This is a genomic window from Chryseobacterium sp. IT-36CA2 (assembly GCF_949767875.1).
Lineage (GTDB): Bacteria > Bacteroidota > Bacteroidia > Flavobacteriales > Weeksellaceae > Chryseobacterium.
In genome coordinates this window covers 1,237,387-1,255,533 of the sequence record NZ_CATKPG010000011.1, presented here as the reverse complement: position 1 = coordinate 1,255,533, position 18,147 = coordinate 1,237,387, and the positions used below count along the sequence as shown (strand labels likewise).

Below are 18,147 nucleotides of genomic sequence, written 5' to 3'. Positions count from 1 at the left end.
CAAAAATCGGGATTTTTTTTGACTTTTCAAATTTCGTTGAGGATTGAGGTCTTAAAGTTGAGAAAGAGTAATTTACGTTTTGTATTCTAAAGATGTAAAGTTTTACAATATATTTAAACGCAAAGATTATTGGATTCTATTATTTATTTGAGGGAGCAAAGAAATGCGACTAAAGTCGCTGATGAAGTGAAAGGATAAACAACCCTATTTAAAAAGAGATCATGCCCAAGGTCTATCAATCATATTCTAACAAAAGAATAATCTTACTGATAATTAAATGAGGTTCTTCACTACATTTTATTCTGCCTTAGAATTTTAAAAAAGATATATTAAACGTTTCGTTTAAATAAATTACTTGCTAGACATGTAATCGTGATCCTTCTTATACAAAAAGCCCCCTTATAAAAAAGGAGGCCGGATCAACAATGTAATGAAACTAGGTTCATTATTTCTTTTTTACTTCTGAAATGGCATCAGCAATTCCGCCGCCTGCAGTTTCAAAGAAAGCTGGGCCAGCCAGAAGATATACTTTTTCTAATTTTTTTGTAGTAGATAGTTTGTGTTCTTTCAGGTAGTTTTCAGAACGGTTGGCATGGACGATTCCTCTTACTACATTTCCGGCTATCAAAGCGGTTGGAGAATCTATTCCTGCATCTTTCAGATCGCTGGCAAAGGCAAAATTGGTAACGCCTAATCTCATCGCTTCACGGGCAGCCACTTCACCTACGGAAGTCATTAAATCCGGAGTGAATTTATTACGGTCACCCAAGCCGATCAGTAATAATTTCTTTGCAGACATAGATCCGGCAGGTGGTGTAATTAAAATGGTTTCTAAAGAATGTCCCTGAAATTGTCCTGTTTTTCTAAGGTTGGTCAGTTCTCCTTTTAAAGCCTCATCAAGGTGAACCAATCCGTTCAATTTAGCAGGTAATGCCTGAGCACTGAAGATATCTCCTTCCGTATATTCGAAAACACAGGCTACCTGAAGCTGGGCATCAGCAGATGATGGACCCTGAACCAATCCTACCATGGAAATTCCGTCTACGGTTCCCCAGATTTTTGATGTTCCGATGGCTGTTGTTTTCGCAGGAGTTGCTGTCGCTGTTTGTGCAAAATTGAGTGTAGATAATGCTAAAGCTGCAATTATTAGTGATTGTTTTAGTGTATTTTTCATGTGATTTATTTTTTTGTTATTGCTGGTTGCTGGTTACTTTTGTTGCTTGTTTTTTGTTGACGCAAAGACACAAGTTTTTTTATGTTTATGTTTTTAAGGCGCAAGTCACATCGCTCCGGGTATATTTATTTCTTTTCCAAAGGTAGTTTCTGTGATAGTGAGATGCATTGATCTGGGGTAATTGTTCAAGATATTTTCATATTATCTCATTTTTAAATTTTCAAATTCCCTGTGTTTATTTTAAAATTTAAATACAACTCTGGAGTTGATAAAAAGTCCGTCTTTGTGGTTGTCGATTACATCGTTGATGAAGGCTCCGGTATTGAAATATTGGATTCCGGTGTTAAAGGTTAAAAATGTATTGATCTTATAATTAAAACTTCCTAAAAAAGCAGTTCCTATGTATTTCTTTTTTGAGTTTGAAGATGGTAAATTCAATGTTCCGCTCGGTCTGTAAATTCCGTCCTGAGTAGAGTATCTCCAGTTGAAAACTACGTCTGCCTGAACGGTTATTTTTTTCCCTAAATCAATGGTTGCATAAGGATGAATATCAATTAAATTCACCGGACCGATCTGAGGATTAAATCCAAAATATCCTCCTTTCGGATACAGCGGATTAAATGTTCCCAATGTTCCGTCTCCTTTATTACGGTCTCCCGAGATATAATCGTTTCTAAGGTTGATGGTGGGTTTTCCTTTTACGTTTTCAAACATATATCCGATGTCTGCAGAAGCCGTCCATGCACTGATATTTCCTTTATTAAAGTTACCAAACTGATAGGCCGCTTCAAAATTGTAGATAAAACCTCCTCCGTATTTCCAGAATCTCCCGCCAAAAGTATGTCTGTTCTCATCTGAAAGTCCATCCTCAAAGCGTACATCCTTTCTATGAATTCCCAGGTAATACAGCTCCAGGTTTCCGCTTTTGGGAATAATCCATGTGTTGTAGCTTCCCCAAAGGTTGATTGATTTTGAAGATTTGTTATCGAATGCTCCCGGATTGATTTCACTGGCTGCCATCATAAAGGCATCAGATCTGAAGTTTCCTCTTTTGTACATGAATTTCAAACCATCAAAATAGAGTCTTAAATTCGGACCTTCTCTTACCGAGATCAATCTTCCGCTCCCATAATCCAGTTCCTGTCTTCCGGCTCGTACTGTCAGTTTTTCTTTTTCATTTTTTAAGATATCAACATCAATAAAGAGATTCTGAATATTCAAATGGTCTTCATCAATTGGCCTTGGTCCATTTTTTCTTCCGTTTTCCCAGGCACTTCTCACCTGTCCGAAAATTCTTACCTGTGAGCCCAGATGCAGATCTGCATGCATATTGTATCTTTGAATAAGAAAAGGATTGCTTCCGATGCCCATTCTTCCCCAATCTTCATTATTAAAATCTACAAATTCCAGTCTTGCTTCTCCTCCCAATGACAGATAATTGTTGCTTTTTTCTGCAAACGGTATGTATTTTATTGAGTTGTAGAAAGTCTTTGCGGAGTCTTTATAGGAAGTATAATCTTCATCAAACCTCATCAGCTTAAACTGAGCAGAAAACTGAGTGGAAATAAAAATCTGCAAAAACAGTACAATAGCAATCAGTTTTTTCATGAAGATTTTTTTGTTAAATAATGATCCACAGAATATTTCCCAGCACCCATAAACAGTAAAAACAGGTAACATAAACTGTACATAAAGGGAGTATCTTTCACCAATAATGCATCATTCCAATGAAGAATAAAATAACCCGTAAGGGTCACCGCCAGAATGGGCAATACTGCAATTCTCGTGAAAAAACCAAAGATCACAAATACCGGAAATACCAGATTGGCTGCATCAGCGAAAAGACTGTTGAATACTTCAGGAAGATGCAACGGATTAGGAACCTGCTCTGCTTCTGAAACACCTACTCCTAATTTTTTTAATCCGTGAGCTACGATCAATTCTACGGAAAGTAAGATTCTGAAAATTAACAGTGCTGCATCAGTAAATTTTCCTCCCGGATTGGTATTGGTGATGATATGGATTATTTTTTTCATGATTGGAATGAATTTTAAGGTGATTTTGTTTTTTAACCACAGATTGCACGGATTGCCACGGATCATTGGTGGTATTTAATACTTTTGATGGCTTTGCGTGTAAGACCACCCCGTCAAAAATTCTTTGAATTTTTGCCACCCCTCCAAAGGAGGGGAATTTTACCCTTCAGTTGGAATATTTGTCTACAAATGAAATAGTAAAAGATCTTGTTACTTATCTGTTATTTTGTCTGGTAACCTCCGTAATATTTTACGGGCGACCATTCCGGGATGACTGGAAGCGGTGATGGAGCTGCTGTTTTGTAAGTTTCGCCTCCATATACTACTTTTCCATCTACGATAGTGAGTTTTGAAGTGATATTTTTGATTTCTTCATCATTGACTGTGAAATAATCTTTATCCAAAATGATAAGATCTGCAAAATATCCTTTCTGTATTTTCCCCTTCTGATAGTCTTTGATGAGTTCGTATCCTCCATAGGTAGAAAGTGATAAAGCTGTTTTTCGGTCCAATATATTTTCTTTCCCCATTACCTGAGTTCCTCCTATTGTTTTTCCTGTGGTGATCCAGTATAAAGCTACCCATGGATTGTAGCTTGCGACTCTTGTTCCGTCTGTTCCTAATCCTACGGGAATTCCCATTTCGAGCATTTTTTTCACGGGAGGAGATGCCAAAGCCGGCTTTTTACCATATCTGTGAATGAAACTTTCTCCCTGATACGCCATTCTATGCTGTACTGCTATTCCTCCACCCAAAGCTTTAATTCTCTTCATATTGTCTTCAGTAATGGTTTCTGCATGATCAATAAACCAAACTAATCCGTTCAAAGGAGTTTCTTTGTTGACTTCTTCAATGACATTTAAAAATCTTGTGATGCTTTCATTATACGTTGCATGGATCCTGAAAGGCCACTTGTTTTTTACCAGAAGACTTACGACTTCTTTCATATTTTTCTCCATCGTAGCAGGAAGTTCAGGTCTTGGGAAAAGGAAATTTTCAAAATCGGCTCCGTCTGACACCAGATTTTCTCCTCCCCCATTGACGTGATAATCGATTTCATTAAAATCATTGTGACCATGGTCGTCAATTTCTACCATTCCAATCCATTTGGTGTAATCTGCAAGTTCGGAACCTTTCTTTTGAGCAAATAAATAGTAAGGAAGACGAACCGTAATTTTTCCCTGTTTGTTCAGCTGATCCGTTGTTCCATAATCATCCGGAAAATTCTGAAATCCTCCTCCTGCATCCATTACAGCAGTCACGCCTAATCTGTTCAGTTCAGTCATATACTGGAGAGTAGAATTTACTTTTTCCTCTTCTTTCAGCTCCGGCAGTTTTGCCAATGTTGAATAAAGAATAAAAGCGTTGGGTTCTGCCACCAGTAATCCTGTAGGATCTCCATTATTGTCTTTTTCGATCAGTCCCTGTGCGGGATTGGGAGTATCTCCGTTGATGTTCAATTCTTTTAATCCGGCTTTGTTTAACCAGGCTTTTCCATAAAGGTACATGATGAAGGTGGGAACATTTCCTGTAGCTTCATTAATTTCAGCCAGTGTAGGAAGTCGTTTCTCTTCAAACTGATATTCATTCCAACCTCCGATCACTCTTACCCATTGTCCTTTGGGAGTTCTCTGAGCCTGTTCTTTCAACATTTCCAATGCTCTTTTCAAAGACTTTACGCCATCCCAACGAAGTTCTGTATTATAAAATCTTCCTCCACGAATTACATGTAAATGGCTGTCAAATAAGCCAGGGATCACTCTGTTTCCTTTAGCATCAATGACTTTTGTATTGCCGTTTTTTAATTTTAAAATCTGGGCATTGGTTCCTACCTGTAAGATTTTATGATCTTTTATGGCGACAGCTTGTACTTCGGGATTTTTATCATCCATTGTGGTAATTTTCCCGTTGGTGATAATCATGTCTGCTTTTTGAGCGTTCAGGATTCCTGTTGCCAAAACCGTGGAAAGGGTAAGTATATTCAGTAGTTTCATTATTTCAATATTTAAGGTTGAAGTTTTCGGCAGGCTTTCAGCCTGCCGAAACAGCCCCATTAGTGTTTTAACATTTCCTGAGCATATTGAATTCCAATCCCGTAAGCTCCACCATGCTTTTTCATCAAATCATTAACTGGTTTATACGTTTCTTTTCTTGCCCAGTCTCTCTGTAATTCCAATACATACTGAACAGAAGTGATAGGATGTGCCCCTGCCTGAACCATACGGGAGATTGACTGATCGTGAGCTTCTTTAGAAATATCCCCTGAAGCATCTGTTACTACGTATACATCATACCCTTCGTCAATAGCTGATAATACAGGTCCTACAATACATACACTTGTCCATAATCCTGCAAAAACCAGTTTCTTTTTATTTTTTCCTGTAATGGCTTTGTGAGCATTAACATCTTCCCATGTATTCATGGTAGTTCTGTCTACATATCCGCTTGTTGCTTCAGGATATACTTCTGAAATTTCCGGAAAAACAGGTCCGCTGAATGACTTTTCTGCCACCGTTGTTACTACTGTAGGAACATTAAATATTTTTGATCCTCCTGCTACCAGTGCCACATTATTTCTTAATTCTTCCATGCTGATGCTTTTTGTTGCGAAAGCCATTTGTCCTTCATGGTCTATAAGTACTACTGCATGATTTGTAGGATTTAATAATGATTTCCCAGGGTTTTGAGCGGTTGCTGTTAATGATAATAAGCCTGCTGCAAATGATAGGATTAGTTTTTTCATAATATTTAAAAATTTAAGGGTTGTTATTTTTGTTGATTTTTTTATTTATAATGTCATTGGTACCTCCATCAAAAGGATTTCTGTACCTTCTTTAAGTGTTTTAATAGTAATTTCCTGAATATCCCAGACTCCAAATCCATCACGCTCTTCTATTGTCTCATTACCTATTTGTGCACTTCCTTTAAGAATGAAAACATAGATTCCGTTTCCTTTTTTTCTGATCTGGTAATGGGTTTCTTTATTCTGATCAAAAGTTCCCAGATGAAACCACGCGTCCTGATGGATCCATACCCCTTCGTCATCTGCATTGGGAGAAAGAATCTGTTGAAATTGATTATGACTTTTTGTTTTGTCTAAAGTGATCTGATCATATCTCGGAGTAAGATTTCTCTTTTTCGGATAAATCCAGATTTGAAGGAATTTTACAAGCTTATCATTGTTTTTATTGAATTCGCTGTGCATGATCCCCGTTCCTGCACTCATCACCTGAATATCTCCGCTTCTGATCACTGCTGTATTTCCCATGCTGTCTTTGTGTTCAAGGTCACCTTCCAAAGGAATACTGATAATTTCCATATTGTCGTGAGGGTGTGTTCCAAAACCTCTCCCTGCTTCTACTTTATCATCATTCAGGACTCTCAGTACTCCAAAGTGCATTCTTTCAGGGTTGTAATAATTGGCAAAACTGAAAGTGTGCTGGCTCAACAGCCAACCATGGTCTGCTTTTCCTCTTGATTCTGCTCTGTGGATGACAGAGTTTTCTTTTATTTTTGATTCTGTATTGGGTAGATGATTGTATCCGATCGGTTCTAATGGTTCGATCTCGTCGATATCATTTTTCATAGCACTGGCCAAAGAAGCAGATGCTACAAACATTCCTGTTCCCAATAATCCTTTCTTTAAAAAATCTTTTCTGTCCATATCAGATTGTTATTTGTTCTTGTTTGACAGGACAAATGTATAGAGACCGGAAACCCTGTACATTTAACTAGTTTAATAAATGATGATTTTGAAAAATTCATTGGTAAACTCATACCGTTGCAATAATTTTAATTTCAACAAGCTGTTTTGGTAATGCAAGCCCGCTTACCCCCACCATTGTACTGGCTACAGTTTTAGGATTATCGTAGAATTCTGCTTTGAAGTTTTTTCTTGCCTCAAATGCAGCAGCCATATCCATTGCATAAATCACTTCTTCCACCACATTTTCCATGGTCATATCATATCTTGATAACAATTCTTTGATATTCGTATAGGTTTGTTTCATTTGCGCTTCCATTCCTTCTGCTAATTCACCTTCTTTGTTGTGACCCAATTGACCAGAAATCCAAACCGTATTTCCCTTTTTTACCGCTTGTGCATATCCGTAAATATTTTCCCAAGGCATTCCAAAGCCTTCTGCTGTCTTATTTTCCTGTGACATTTTTTTTATTTTTAAATTAATAAGGCAAATGTAGAACAGATGGAAATCTTAAAAATTTAACTAGTTTAATAAATGACTTCGAAGCAAAAAAAAATGCCGGATACTTTTGTATCCGGCAATATTTTTGGAAAACGCAAAGGCGCAATATATTTATTACATAATTTTTAAGGCGTGAAGATTTTATCTCCGATAAATCCTTAATGATATTTCCTGTTCTTTTGCCTTGAAGCAAAATGAATCAAAAATTCAAGACTAGAAAACATAAGAGTTTTCTTAACGTTCACAGAATTCATTTTTGTAACGTTCCACTTTCTTGGGTCATCAATTATGCCCAGTGATTCAACAAAGATTTATTTCTCCTTTGAAGCAAGGCGCTTTCTGATGGTACTTACAAATTCTTTTGAAACACCAAGATAAGAAGCGATGTAGTACTGTGCTACTCTTTGCGGGATTGAAGGATAAACTTTGATAAATTCCAGATATCTATCTGATGCAGTTTTGGAAATGGTGTTTACCAGACGGCTCTGCAGTGTTGCCAGGTTTCTCTGAACCAGCATTCTGAAAACTCTTTCAAATTTAGGAATCTCCTGCAGTAGTTTTTCTTTCGTTGTAGGATTCAGCATATAGATTTCCGAATCTTCCAGAGTTTCAATATAAACCTTCGAAGGTTTCTGCTCCTGAAATGATGCAATATCACTAATCCACCAGTCTTCAATGGCAAACAGTAATGTTACTTCAGAACCATTATCATCCAAACAATACATTCTTACACATCCTTTGTGAATATATCCTTCAAACTGACAGATCTCTCCTTCTCTGAGTAAAACCGTTTTCTTTGGAAACGACTGGCAGGCAAGCAGGTCTGTAAAAAATTTTTCTTCTTCAGGCGTGATTGAGATAAATCTTGTAATGTTTTTAATGATATTTTCGAACATAATGTAGAGTTTATCCCTGCAAATTAGGAAAAAGACTGTAAACTTCATTCTTTAAAAGGCCGCTTCCTCCCCCATAATGATCAATCACTTTAACGTCTTTTTCCAGACCTGCACAAAATTCTTTGATCTCTTTTTCAAAATCATCTTCCAGCCCTGAACTTAAAAGCACAATGTCTACAGGATTCTCTTTTATATATTCATAACAGAAATCTTCATCACTTTGTATTTCTGCCTTCCAGCCTTCATTATTTTCTATAATTCGTTTTAAAACTTCAAGAATTTCCTGATTCTTTCCAATGACTAAAAAATGTAATGTTTTCATCTTGTTTAAGGTTTAAAATTCAAGGTTCAAGGTTTAGGGTTTAATGTTGGTATTATTTGAATAAAGGGTAAAAAATAGATGAAATTACTCTGATCCTCTCAAACTCGCATACCACATACCGAACCACCTACAAATGCTTATTCCCCGTAATTTTCAATTCGTTTAAATCCAGCTGTGATTCTGCTTTACGGATTTCATCGTCACTGAAGAGTTTTTCACGTTTCATTGTAAACAGTTCTTTTCGTTGCAAAGCAAATATATCCATCATTACTTTGTGATATTCTGCCATATCATTTTGTCTGTTAGTGCACATTTCAATAGAACTTAAATGATTCTGGTGAAGTTTGATATCACTTTCCAGTGCTTTTTTAAGATTCTCAAGCAAGCCATTGCTGCTTACCACTTCATTGTAATCATTATCAAGTTTATCAACGGCCAGCTTATCCAGTCTCATCTGAATTCCGGCTTGCTGTTCATGAGAGGGAAGAATAGCATCAATCTCTCCTATTTTGGTTAATTTAATGATCAAAGGCAGAGTAAGTCCCTGAAAAACAAGGGTTACAAAAATAACTACAAATGTGATAAATATGATCAGATTCCTCATAGGAAATTCGGCCTGGCTATTCATCATTACCGGAATTGACAGTGCTGTTGCCAGGGAAACAACTCCCCTCATTCCAGCCCAGCCTATAATCAGGGGATTTTTCCATCCCGGACTTGGATCACGACGTGCTTTTTCACTGAACCATCTTGGAAGATGTGCCACAGGATAAATCCATAAAAGACGCACTACAATGACAATTAAACTTATAATTAAACCATATTTGATTCCTTCCATTAATGAAACATCTCCTAATCCGTTGATAATATCCGGAAGTTCAAGGCCAATTAATACAAAGACTAAAGCATTCATCACAAAAATCAAGGTGTTCCATACTCCTGTCATATTGATTCTTGTAGTTCCGGTTTTAAAAATCTCATGAGCACGGAAAGACATAAACAATCCTCCACTCACGACAGCCATCACTCCAGAAAAATGAAAATGTTCTGCAGAAAGAAACAAAATATAAGGAGTCATTACGGTAAGTGCCGCATCAATAGCAGGTGTTGTAGGTAAAAAACGGTGAATGGAATAAAAAATATGCGCTCCGGCAATCCCTATGACAACGCCCATACCTGCTACCAGAAAAAACTGTCCAGTCGCTTCGTGCATTGAGAAAGCACCTGTCATTACTGCAGCCAAAGCAAATCTGAAAACAATCAGTGAAGAGGCATCATTAATCAGGCTTTCACCTTCAAGAATAGCAACAGTACGTTTAGGAACTTTTAATCCTTTTAAAACCGTAGTGGCAGCCACAGCATCCGGTGGCGAGACAATTCCCCCCAATAAAAATCCTAATGCCAGTGTAAACCCCGGAATCAATATTTGTGAAGTATAAGCAACTACCAAAGAAGTCAGAAATACCAATCCAAAAGCCAAGAGACTGATGGGACGTTTCCATTTCCAGAAATCATTCCATGAGGTGTACCACGCTGCTTCGTATAAAAGAGGAGGTAAAAAAATCAAAAATATAATTTCCGGATCCAGCTTTAAAACAGGGACTCCGGGAATAAGACTGATTCCCAGTCCGGCAAGAACCAAAAAGATAGGATAGGCAATTTTGATTCGTTGTGCCAGCATGACCAGCAGCATGACGAGTAATAAAAGACCCAGGATTAAAAGGAGTTGTTCGTGCATGTTTTTTAGAAGTTAGAGATTAGCTTTCAGATTGTGGTTATTAGGTTTTGGCTAAAGCCAGTGATTTTTTTCCCGTTTGGCGGGCTAAAGCCCACCGCTATTGAATGTTAATTTATGCATTGGGTTAGATTCCTACGGAGTGACAATGTGAGCGGGTACATTATGTACATAATTTGTCATTCCGTAGGAATTTCCACCTTACTTAAACACCTAAAGGATTATTAAAAATTATAAATGCATTCAAAGTTAAAATGCTTATTTAAACACTATAGAATTTGTCAATTCAATTTCTTCTTCGTTAATAGAATGTCCGAAATTGGCATATACCTTTTCTGTTACATCCGCATTCATTTCTCTTAAAATATTGGCCGTAGCATATACTCTTTCTATAGGAACATGAAAATCAGGGTTGCTGGTTCCAAGAAAAACAGGAGTTCCTGCAAAATCGCCTTTATAATTTTCACGATTGATCTTCTCTCCTATCACACCACCAATAATGGCTGCTGCTCCACCGAATTTCTGAGCATTTCGGGCTAAAAATTCAAGGGTAAGGCAAGCGCCCTGAGAGAATCCGAAAAAGTATATATTTTCAGGTTTAATTCCTGCATTTACAGCAGCTTTCACGGTTTCTTCAACCATTTCAAGGGCTGATGATAACCATGGTTCGTTTTGCTCTACCGGGGCTATAAATGAAAAAGGATACCAAGTGTGATTCAAAGCCTGTGGAGCTAGTAATGCATAGTCTTTTACATTCAAATGCTGGGATAAACTCAGAATATCCTGAGCACTTCCTCCACGTCCATGAATCATAATCAAAGCTTTTTTTGCCTGATTTAATGGAATTCCTGCTGTTTTTATATTTAAAATATGACTCATTATTTTTATCTGAATTTTTCTGTTGGATAATTGATTTTGGGAAGAACTTCATTCAAACGCTCCCTTCTTTTTTCAAACTGCAGCGGCAACATCAGATTTTCCCCTAAAAATTCTGCTTCTTCATCTACATCGAACCCTGGACCTGAAGTTGCAATTTCAAACAAAACACCTCCCGGTTCTTTAAAATATACGGAAGTAAAATATTTTCTGTCTTTCACTTCGGTATGCTCCAATCCGTATGCGTTTAATCTCTTTACCATTTCAAGCTGGGATTCTGCATCGGGAGTGGTAAAAGCTACATGATGCACTGTACCTCTTCCGGCTAATCCTTTCAAAGCATTAGGTGCAGAAAGCAGATCTACATATTTTCCCGGTATATTTTCTGTTCCCAATCTCAATCTGTCAGGACTTTCCTTAATCACTTTATGATCCATCTGAGTGGTCAGAAGTGCTGCTGTTCTTTCATAAGCATCCTGCCAGATTTCCACATGATGAATTCCTTTAATGGCATAATTTTTAGGAATATAGCCATTGTAATAGCCTTTTCTTTCGTCTTTATCATTAAAAACCAATTCCAGTCCCAATCCGTCAAAATCTTCAAGATAAATGAAAACTTCCTCAGAAAGCCTTTGCTGCGGTTGTTTAAAAGGAATATTAAACTGTTCCAGACGGTTCATCCAATAATCCAGGGCATCTAAAGAAACCGAAAAAGCAGTAGTATTGAGCATTCCTTTACCATGTCTGCCATTGATCAGATCTTTACCATAGGGAAAAGTAGTCATAATCGTTCCTGGTGTTCCATATTCGTCACCGAAGTAAAAATGATAAACATCTGAGTAATCAAAATTGACCGTTTTTTTGACTAACCGAAGTCCTAAAACGCCTGTGTAAAAGTCTATATTTTCCTGTGCGTTGCCGGTAATTGCCGTAACGTGATGCAGTCCTGTGATAAGTTTCATTGTGTTGAAATTGTTAATTGGTTATTATGATAGGGTGCGAAATTTTGAGATGCGAGTTTGAGACTTGCAGGGTAAGAGGGCTTGAGAGTGTCGAGCTAAAAAGCAGAAATGAAAGACAAAAGATGACTAAAACTACTCTTGAATGTATCAACTCAAATTCCGAAACCCGAAACCCAACTCTTAAACTCCCTACAGCACCTCCTTCAACCATACATCATTATATTCTTCCGGGTGGCGTTTGAACTGTGCGTGAACATACGGACACAGAGGCAGAATTTTCAAATCATTTTCTCTTGCGTAGGAAACCAGTCTTTCCAGTAAAATTTTGGCAAAACCTTTTCCTTCATATTCCGGGTGTACTTCGGTATGGTAAACGGTCAATTTTTGTCCAATGACTGAGATGTCCATTTTACCCGCTTTATGATCGTCTGAGAAAAGCTGAATCTCTCCTTTTCTTCCTTCTAAAACTATTTCTGTTCTTTCCATTTTTTATTTTTTTATTAATAAGATTTGAATCAACAAGTTGATTCGATGAAGCATCTTCCTAAAATAAATTTTCGTGCTTTTAATTCTTTAGGTTTAAATCTTTATTCAAAATTAGCATCTTTATAAAATATGACCGATGATCTATGATAAGTTCGGAAGCACATCTTCTATTTTCTCACGCATTCCTTCATATTGAACGGGAAGTTTCAGATTTGTTCCCAATTCATTCAAAGGTTCATCCACAGTGAATCCCGGATTGTCGGTGGCAATTTCAAACAAAATGCCTCCAGGCTCACGGAAATATAGTGAATAGAAATAGTCTCTGTTGATCTTTGGAGTGATGCTTAGTCCCGCAGATAACGCTTTCTCACGGTATTCCATCAAAACATTGTCATCTTTCACTCTAAATGCAATATGATGATTGGTTCCCGCTGCATTTCTTCCGGCAGGAATTGTATCATTTTCAATAATATCAACAAGATTAGCGGTATCAATAGCATCTGTTGCCAATCTGTATCTTTCTCCCTCCTGTTTCTGCAAATCATATCCTAGAATATCCGTCAGAACTTTGATGGTGGGATCTGCTTTTTTTAAGGTTAATGTAACATTATGGAAACCTTTCAATGCATTTTCACCCTTGATATCATCCGTTGTCCATACTTTTCTGTTGTCTTCAACTAATGGTTCTATCAATTGTAGCTGAAGTCCGTCCGGATCTTTAAAAGAAATCATTTTTTCTCCAAATATTTCCCCTTCTTCTGTAGCAACATTCAAACTCTGCAAATGATTTTTCCAGAACTCAAGGCTTCCTTTGGGCACCGAATATCCGATGTGAGTAGCCATTCCGCTCCCATTAGTACCTTTTCCTATTCCTTCCCATGGAAAGAACGTAAGAATGGTTCCTGGAGTTCCGTTTTCGTTTCCGAAGTAGAAATGATACGTTCCCGGATCATCAAAATTTACTGTTTTCTTTACCAGTCTTACGCCTAAAACTTTGGTATAAAAATCTAAATTTCTTTTCGCGTTGTCTGCAATAGCAGTAATATGATGCAGACCTAAAATTCTATTGTCCATGTCTTTTAATTTTGATGCTAAATTACAGTGAACAGAAATCCTGTGCATTTAACTAGTTTAATAAATGCAAAACTCCGTTTCCGGAAACACATTTTAAATCATTTTTTAAACAGCCCATAACCAACTTTACACAATTCTCAAAAAATTCAATTTATTTTATATTTTCCACAACCCCAATTATCAGTCAATTTCTATAGTATTTGAATTTAAAAGCATAAAATACTGATAAACAGTTTTAAATAGGTAAAAAACAAAATCACATAAAATACTGAAATAAAGCCAATTAATTCATTAACGATAATTTAATATTTAAAAAACCTACTTTTTTAGTAGACTAATAAAAATTATATTATATATTTGCAAACGTATTCAGGAAATAAGACAAAATGAAGGCAGAATTAAAAAATAATTCAATTAAGAAACATACCATCAAAAATATGATGAAGGATATGTGTATGCTTATACATCAAGAATACTGTGGTTGACCTTACTTTTATTTAGATATATTTTCAAAGGCTTTACCACGTGGTAGAGCCTTTTTTCATTGAACACAACAACATTAAAAAAATAAAAATGAGCAATTCTAAAAACAAATGGTTAATTCCATTGGCGTTTACAAACATCTATGTGATATGGGGAATTACGTTTTTAGCTATTTCATTTGGCTTAAAAGGTTTTCCGCCATTCATTCTTTCGGGTTTAAGATTTCTGGTAGCCGGGATTCTGATGATGGGGTATCTTCTGTCTAAAGGAGAAAAAGCAAATTCTCTGATCAACTGGAAGAAAAATGCCATTACCGGTATTCTTATTCTTACCGGAGGAACCGGGCTTGTTGCCTGGGGAGAACAATATGTAACAGCTTCTGAAGCAGCCATTTCTATTGCAACAGGACCATTCTGGTTCATTGCCATTGATAAAAAGAACTGGAAATATTATTTTTCGGATAAATTCATTCCCATAGGATTGGTTATCGGTTTCGTAGGACTGGTTATGTTTTTAAAAGGCAGTGTACATTCGAATGCTCATGCAATGGCAGACGGAAACCTACGTATTACAGCATTTATAGTTTTGGGATTAAGCTCCATTGCCTGGGTACTGGGTTCTTTATATTCAAAGAAAAATCCAGCTTCTCAATCTACGTTTATGAATATTGCGCAACAGCTTATAGTAGCGGGATTAGCCTCTTTCCTCATTGCTTTTTTCAGAAAAGAATGGACTGATTTTTCAGTTTCAGCTGTTCCGTTATCGGCATGGTTTGGGGTTCTATTTTTGATCTTCTTTGGATCGATAGTCGCTTATTTGTCGTACATTTGGCTTCTGTCCGTAAAACCCGCTGCCTTGGTAAGCACCCATACCTACATCAATCCTATTGTAACAGTGATTGCAGGCTGGATTATTGCCAACCAAAGCATCAATGGAGGTCAGCTGTATGGTTTATTCATCATATTGCTGGGAGTACTTCTAACAAATGTCACCAAGTATTTCAGACTTTCAAAACGGTCAAAGGTCAAAATCAGAAGAGTTAAGAGATTTTTAAACAGAACAGGCAGAGGATACCAGCCTATTTAATTTAAATAGTATATAGAAACAGAATGATAGAAATCAGAAACATTTCAAAAACATTTCATCAGAAAAAACAGTCTTTCAAAGCACTGGATAAGGTGAGCCTTACTATAGATAAAGGAGATATCGTGGGAATCATAGGATTCTCTGGTGCAGGAAAAAGTACTCTGATCCGCACGGTAAATCTATTGGAAAGACCGGATGAAGGACAGATTATTATTAATGGAAAGGATTTTACCCAACTTAGTTCTAAACAACTGGCTGACGAGCGTAAAAAAATCGGAATGATCTTCCAGCATTTCAATCTTCTTTCTTCAAGAACTGTTTTTGATAATGTAGCTCTTCCACTGGAACTGGACAATACCAGCAAAGACGAAATTAACAGAAAGGTAAACGAATTACTAAAGATTGTAGGCCTTGAAGACAAAGCCCACGATTATCCCAGAAGCCTTTCAGGAGGACAGAAACAAAGAGTAGCTATTGCAAGGGCTTTGGCCAATGATCCTCACCTTTTGCTTTGTGATGAAGCAACCAGTGCACTGGATCCGGCTACCACACAGTCAATTTTACAGCTTTTAAGAGATATTAATCAGAGACTGGGAATTACCATCCTTTTAATTACCCACGAAATGGAAGTCATCAAAGCAGTCTGCAACCACGTTGCTGTGATCGACAAAGGAAAATTATTAACAAAAGGAACTTTAAGCGAGATTATTTCGGATAAAGAAAACCCGATCATCCGCCAGTTCATCAATTCAGATATCATGACCCTGCCACAGGAACTCATCAACAGACTACAGAAAGAACCTAAAGACGGTTTATTTCCCCTGGTCGAAATAGAACTTAACGAAAACATAAGTGTTGAACAAATTCTTTCAGCACTGTACAATCAATATAAAATCCCTTATAAATTGTTAAAGGCAGATGTAGAATATTTTGGAGATTCCAATTTTGGTAAACTACTTTTGCAGCTTCAGGGTGAAGCCGAAGAAAACCAACAGGCAATTTATTATTTCAATCAAAATAAAATTCAAAATACAGTAAAAGGATATGCTTAGTGATACGGTAATTGCCCTTTTGGCAAAAGGAACCTGGGAAACGGTTTACATGACATTTTTATCCGGATTTTTTGGATTTGTATTAGGACTTCCAGTTGGAATCATGTTGTTTTTAACCCGAAAAGATCAGCTGTTGGAAAATCCATACTATCATAGAGGGTTGTCTATTTTGGTTAATATTTTCCGTGCAATTCCTTTCATTATTTTAATTGTTTGGATGATTCCTTTCACAAGAGTTTTAGCTGGGACTTCTATTGGAGTGAATGCTGCTTTAGTTCCTTTAAGTGTAGGAGCAGCTCCTTTTATTGCAAGACTTGTGGAGAACAGCCTTATTGAGGTTCCTCACGGACTTATAGAAACAGCAAGAGCATTGGGAGCTTCACCATTACAGATTATCAGAAAAGTATTGCTTCCTGAGGCACTTCCTTCATTAATCAACAATGCTACCATCACTTTGATTACCCTTGTAGGTTACTCTGCAATGGGTGGTGCTGTAGGAGCGGGAGGACTTGGACAGGTAGGTTACCAATACGGATATATCGGATATGATATCGTCATTATGAATACTGTTTTAATCTTACTTGTTCTTTTGGTTTTCATTATCCAATTTATGGGTGATAGATTATCAAAGAAATTTGATCACAGGTAGTTTTTGGGTAAGAGGGTTTGAGATTCGGGTTGATGAGTGAGAGGGTTTGAGTGTCGGAGGGTTTGAGAGTGATTTCATGTATCTTTTCACATTACCTCATATCATTTAAAATAAAAAAATAGAATGAAAAAAATAAAGATTTTTGGTTTATTGGCTGCGGGAATATTATTGTTCAGTGCGTGTTCGGGAAGAAAAGATGATCCGAATTTTATCCGCGTAGGAATTACGTATGGTCCGGAACAGGAAATTGCCGAGGTAGCCAAAAAAGTAGCAAAGGAAAAATACAATCTGGAAGTGGAACTTATCCCTTTCAATGATTATGTAGTTCCCAATGAAGCATTGACTAACGGAGATATTGATGCCAATGCTTTTCAGCATATTCCTTATTTAACGGAACAGTCAAAGCAGAGAGGTTACAACCTTGTACCGGTAGGAAATACATTTGTCTACCCTATTGTAGCCTATTCAAAAAAGATTAAAAATATCAGCGAATTAAAAGAAGGCAATACGATTGTTATTCCCAATGACCCTACCAACGGAGGGCGCTCTTTACTTCTTCTTCAGAAAAGTGGTCTTTTAAAATTGAAAGACGGTGTCGGGCTTCTCCCTAAAGTAACTGATATTACAGAGAACCCGAAACAGCTGAAAATCATGGAAATTGAAGGCGCACAGATTCCAAGAGTTTTGGATGACAGAGATGTTGTTGTAGGAGTTATCAATAATAATTTTGCAGCTCAGGCAGGTTTGGATCAGGAAAAACAAGGTATCCTTGTTGAGGATAAAGACTCACCATACGTAAATGTTGTAGTTGCCAGACAGGATAATAAAAACAGCCAGAAAGTAAAAAACTTTGTAAAAGCATATGAGTCTCCGGAAGTGGAAAAGAAAGCCAAAGAAATCTTCAAAGGAGGTGCTGTGAAAGGATGGGATTGATGAGTTTGAGGGTTTGAGAGTATAGAGTTGTGAGAGTGGATTCAGAGTTTTGCTTTTCACTCGTTGCCTCCTTTACTTTTTTCGCCATTACAAATACAATATTTAATAATGAGCTGTCTGCAAATAAGCAGGCAGTTTTTTATTCGTTAAAATTTTATTTTCTCAATTTGAGATAATA

At 37.0% G+C, this 18,147-nt stretch carries 18 protein-coding genes; 4 read left to right on the top strand and 14 right to left on the bottom strand.

All coding sequences use genetic code 11. The features are described from left to right. Positions 1-445: 445 nt before the first annotated feature. The 14 genes from ACM6F9_RS06455 to ACM6F9_RS06390 form a co-directional block, all read right to left on the bottom strand. Positions 446-1,174 (bottom strand): M17 family peptidase N-terminal domain-containing protein, encoded by a 729-nt coding sequence (locus tag ACM6F9_RS06455; protein WP_414844928.1) that lies wholly within the window; start codon positions 1,172-1,174, stop codon positions 446-448. 240 nt (positions 1,175-1,414) lie between these two features. Beyond that, on the bottom strand, positions 1,415-2,782 hold the full coding sequence (locus tag ACM6F9_RS06450) for an alginate export family protein (protein ID WP_414844927.1): 1,368 nt from the start codon (positions 2,780-2,782) through the stop codon (positions 1,415-1,417). Next, complete coding sequence (locus ACM6F9_RS06445; protein WP_414844926.1) at positions 2,779-3,210, bottom strand: DoxX family protein; 432 nt, start codon at positions 3,208-3,210, stop codon at positions 2,779-2,781. Before ACM6F9_RS06445 ends, ACM6F9_RS06450 begins: the two co-directional genes overlap by 4 nt. A gap of 221 nt (positions 3,211-3,431) precedes the next feature. Beyond that, positions 3,432-5,204 carry an amidohydrolase gene (locus ACM6F9_RS06440; RefSeq protein WP_414844925.1) on the bottom strand — a complete coding sequence of 591 codons (1,773 nt, stop codon included), beginning with the start codon at positions 5,202-5,204 and terminating at the stop codon, positions 3,432-3,434. Between the two features lie 59 nt (positions 5,205-5,263). Beyond that, positions 5,264-5,953, bottom strand: a complete 690-nt coding sequence (locus ACM6F9_RS06435) for a hydrolase (protein WP_414844924.1) — start codon at positions 5,951-5,953, stop codon at positions 5,264-5,266. 45 nt (positions 5,954-5,998) lie between these two features. Then, positions 5,999-6,874: a pirin family protein gene (locus tag ACM6F9_RS06430; RefSeq protein ID WP_414844923.1), complete on the bottom strand. Its 876-nt coding sequence runs from the start codon at positions 6,872-6,874 to the stop codon at positions 5,999-6,001. Positions 6,875-6,983: 109 nt separating this feature from the next. Continuing rightward, positions 6,984-7,376 (bottom strand): Rid family hydrolase, encoded by a 393-nt coding sequence (locus ACM6F9_RS06425; protein WP_414844922.1) that lies wholly within the window; start codon positions 7,374-7,376, stop codon positions 6,984-6,986. A gap of 350 nt (positions 7,377-7,726) precedes the next feature. Further along, on the bottom strand, positions 7,727-8,311 hold the full coding sequence (locus tag ACM6F9_RS06420) for a Crp/Fnr family transcriptional regulator (protein WP_414844921.1): 585 nt from the start codon (positions 8,309-8,311) through the stop codon (positions 7,727-7,729). A 10-nt stretch (positions 8,312-8,321) separates the two neighbouring features. Next, positions 8,322-8,633 (bottom strand): hypothetical protein, encoded by a 312-nt coding sequence (locus tag ACM6F9_RS06415; protein ID WP_414844920.1) that lies wholly within the window; start codon positions 8,631-8,633, stop codon positions 8,322-8,324. 127 nt (positions 8,634-8,760) lie between these two features. Further along, positions 8,761-10,371 carry a Na+/H+ antiporter gene (locus ACM6F9_RS06410; RefSeq protein ID WP_414844919.1) on the bottom strand — a complete coding sequence of 537 codons (1,611 nt, stop codon included), beginning with the start codon at positions 10,369-10,371 and terminating at the stop codon, positions 8,761-8,763. A 255-nt stretch (positions 10,372-10,626) separates the two neighbouring features. Further along, positions 10,627-11,247, bottom strand: coding sequence for an alpha/beta hydrolase (locus ACM6F9_RS06405; protein WP_414844918.1), 621 nt, complete (start codon positions 11,245-11,247; stop codon positions 10,627-10,629). A gap of 5 nt (positions 11,248-11,252) precedes the next feature. Continuing rightward, on the bottom strand, positions 11,253-12,206 hold the full coding sequence (locus ACM6F9_RS06400) for a VOC family protein (protein ID WP_414844917.1): 954 nt from the start codon (positions 12,204-12,206) through the stop codon (positions 11,253-11,255). 189 nt (positions 12,207-12,395) lie between these two features. Continuing rightward, positions 12,396-12,692 (bottom strand): GNAT family N-acetyltransferase, encoded by a 297-nt coding sequence (locus ACM6F9_RS06395; RefSeq protein ID WP_414844916.1) that lies wholly within the window; start codon positions 12,690-12,692, stop codon positions 12,396-12,398. A 141-nt stretch (positions 12,693-12,833) separates the two neighbouring features. After that, on the bottom strand, positions 12,834-13,766 hold the full coding sequence (locus tag ACM6F9_RS06390; protein WP_414844915.1) for a ring-cleaving dioxygenase: 933 nt from the start codon (positions 13,764-13,766) through the stop codon (positions 12,834-12,836). 573 nt (positions 13,767-14,339) lie between these two features. Between ACM6F9_RS06390 and ACM6F9_RS06385 the strand changes: the two genes are divergently transcribed. From ACM6F9_RS06385 to metQ, 4 genes are all read left to right on the top strand, one after another. Further along, positions 14,340-15,335 carry an EamA family transporter gene (locus tag ACM6F9_RS06385; RefSeq protein ID WP_414844914.1) on the top strand — a complete coding sequence of 332 codons (996 nt, stop codon included), beginning with the start codon at positions 14,340-14,342 and terminating at the stop codon, positions 15,333-15,335. Between the two features lie 23 nt (positions 15,336-15,358). Beyond that, positions 15,359-16,387, top strand: a complete 1,029-nt coding sequence (locus tag ACM6F9_RS06380) for a methionine ABC transporter ATP-binding protein (RefSeq protein WP_414844913.1) — start codon at positions 15,359-15,361, stop codon at positions 16,385-16,387. Beyond that, positions 16,380-17,036: a methionine ABC transporter permease MetI gene (gene metI, locus ACM6F9_RS06375; RefSeq protein WP_414844912.1), complete on the top strand. Its 657-nt coding sequence runs from the start codon at positions 16,380-16,382 to the stop codon at positions 17,034-17,036. The genes ACM6F9_RS06380 and metI overlap by 8 nt, the downstream gene beginning before the upstream one ends. Positions 17,037-17,159: 123 nt before the next feature. Then, on the top strand, positions 17,160-17,969 hold the full coding sequence (gene metQ / locus ACM6F9_RS06370; RefSeq protein WP_414844911.1) for a methionine ABC transporter substrate-binding lipoprotein MetQ: 810 nt from the start codon (positions 17,160-17,162) through the stop codon (positions 17,967-17,969). The last annotated feature ends 178 nt before the right edge of the window (positions 17,970-18,147 follow it).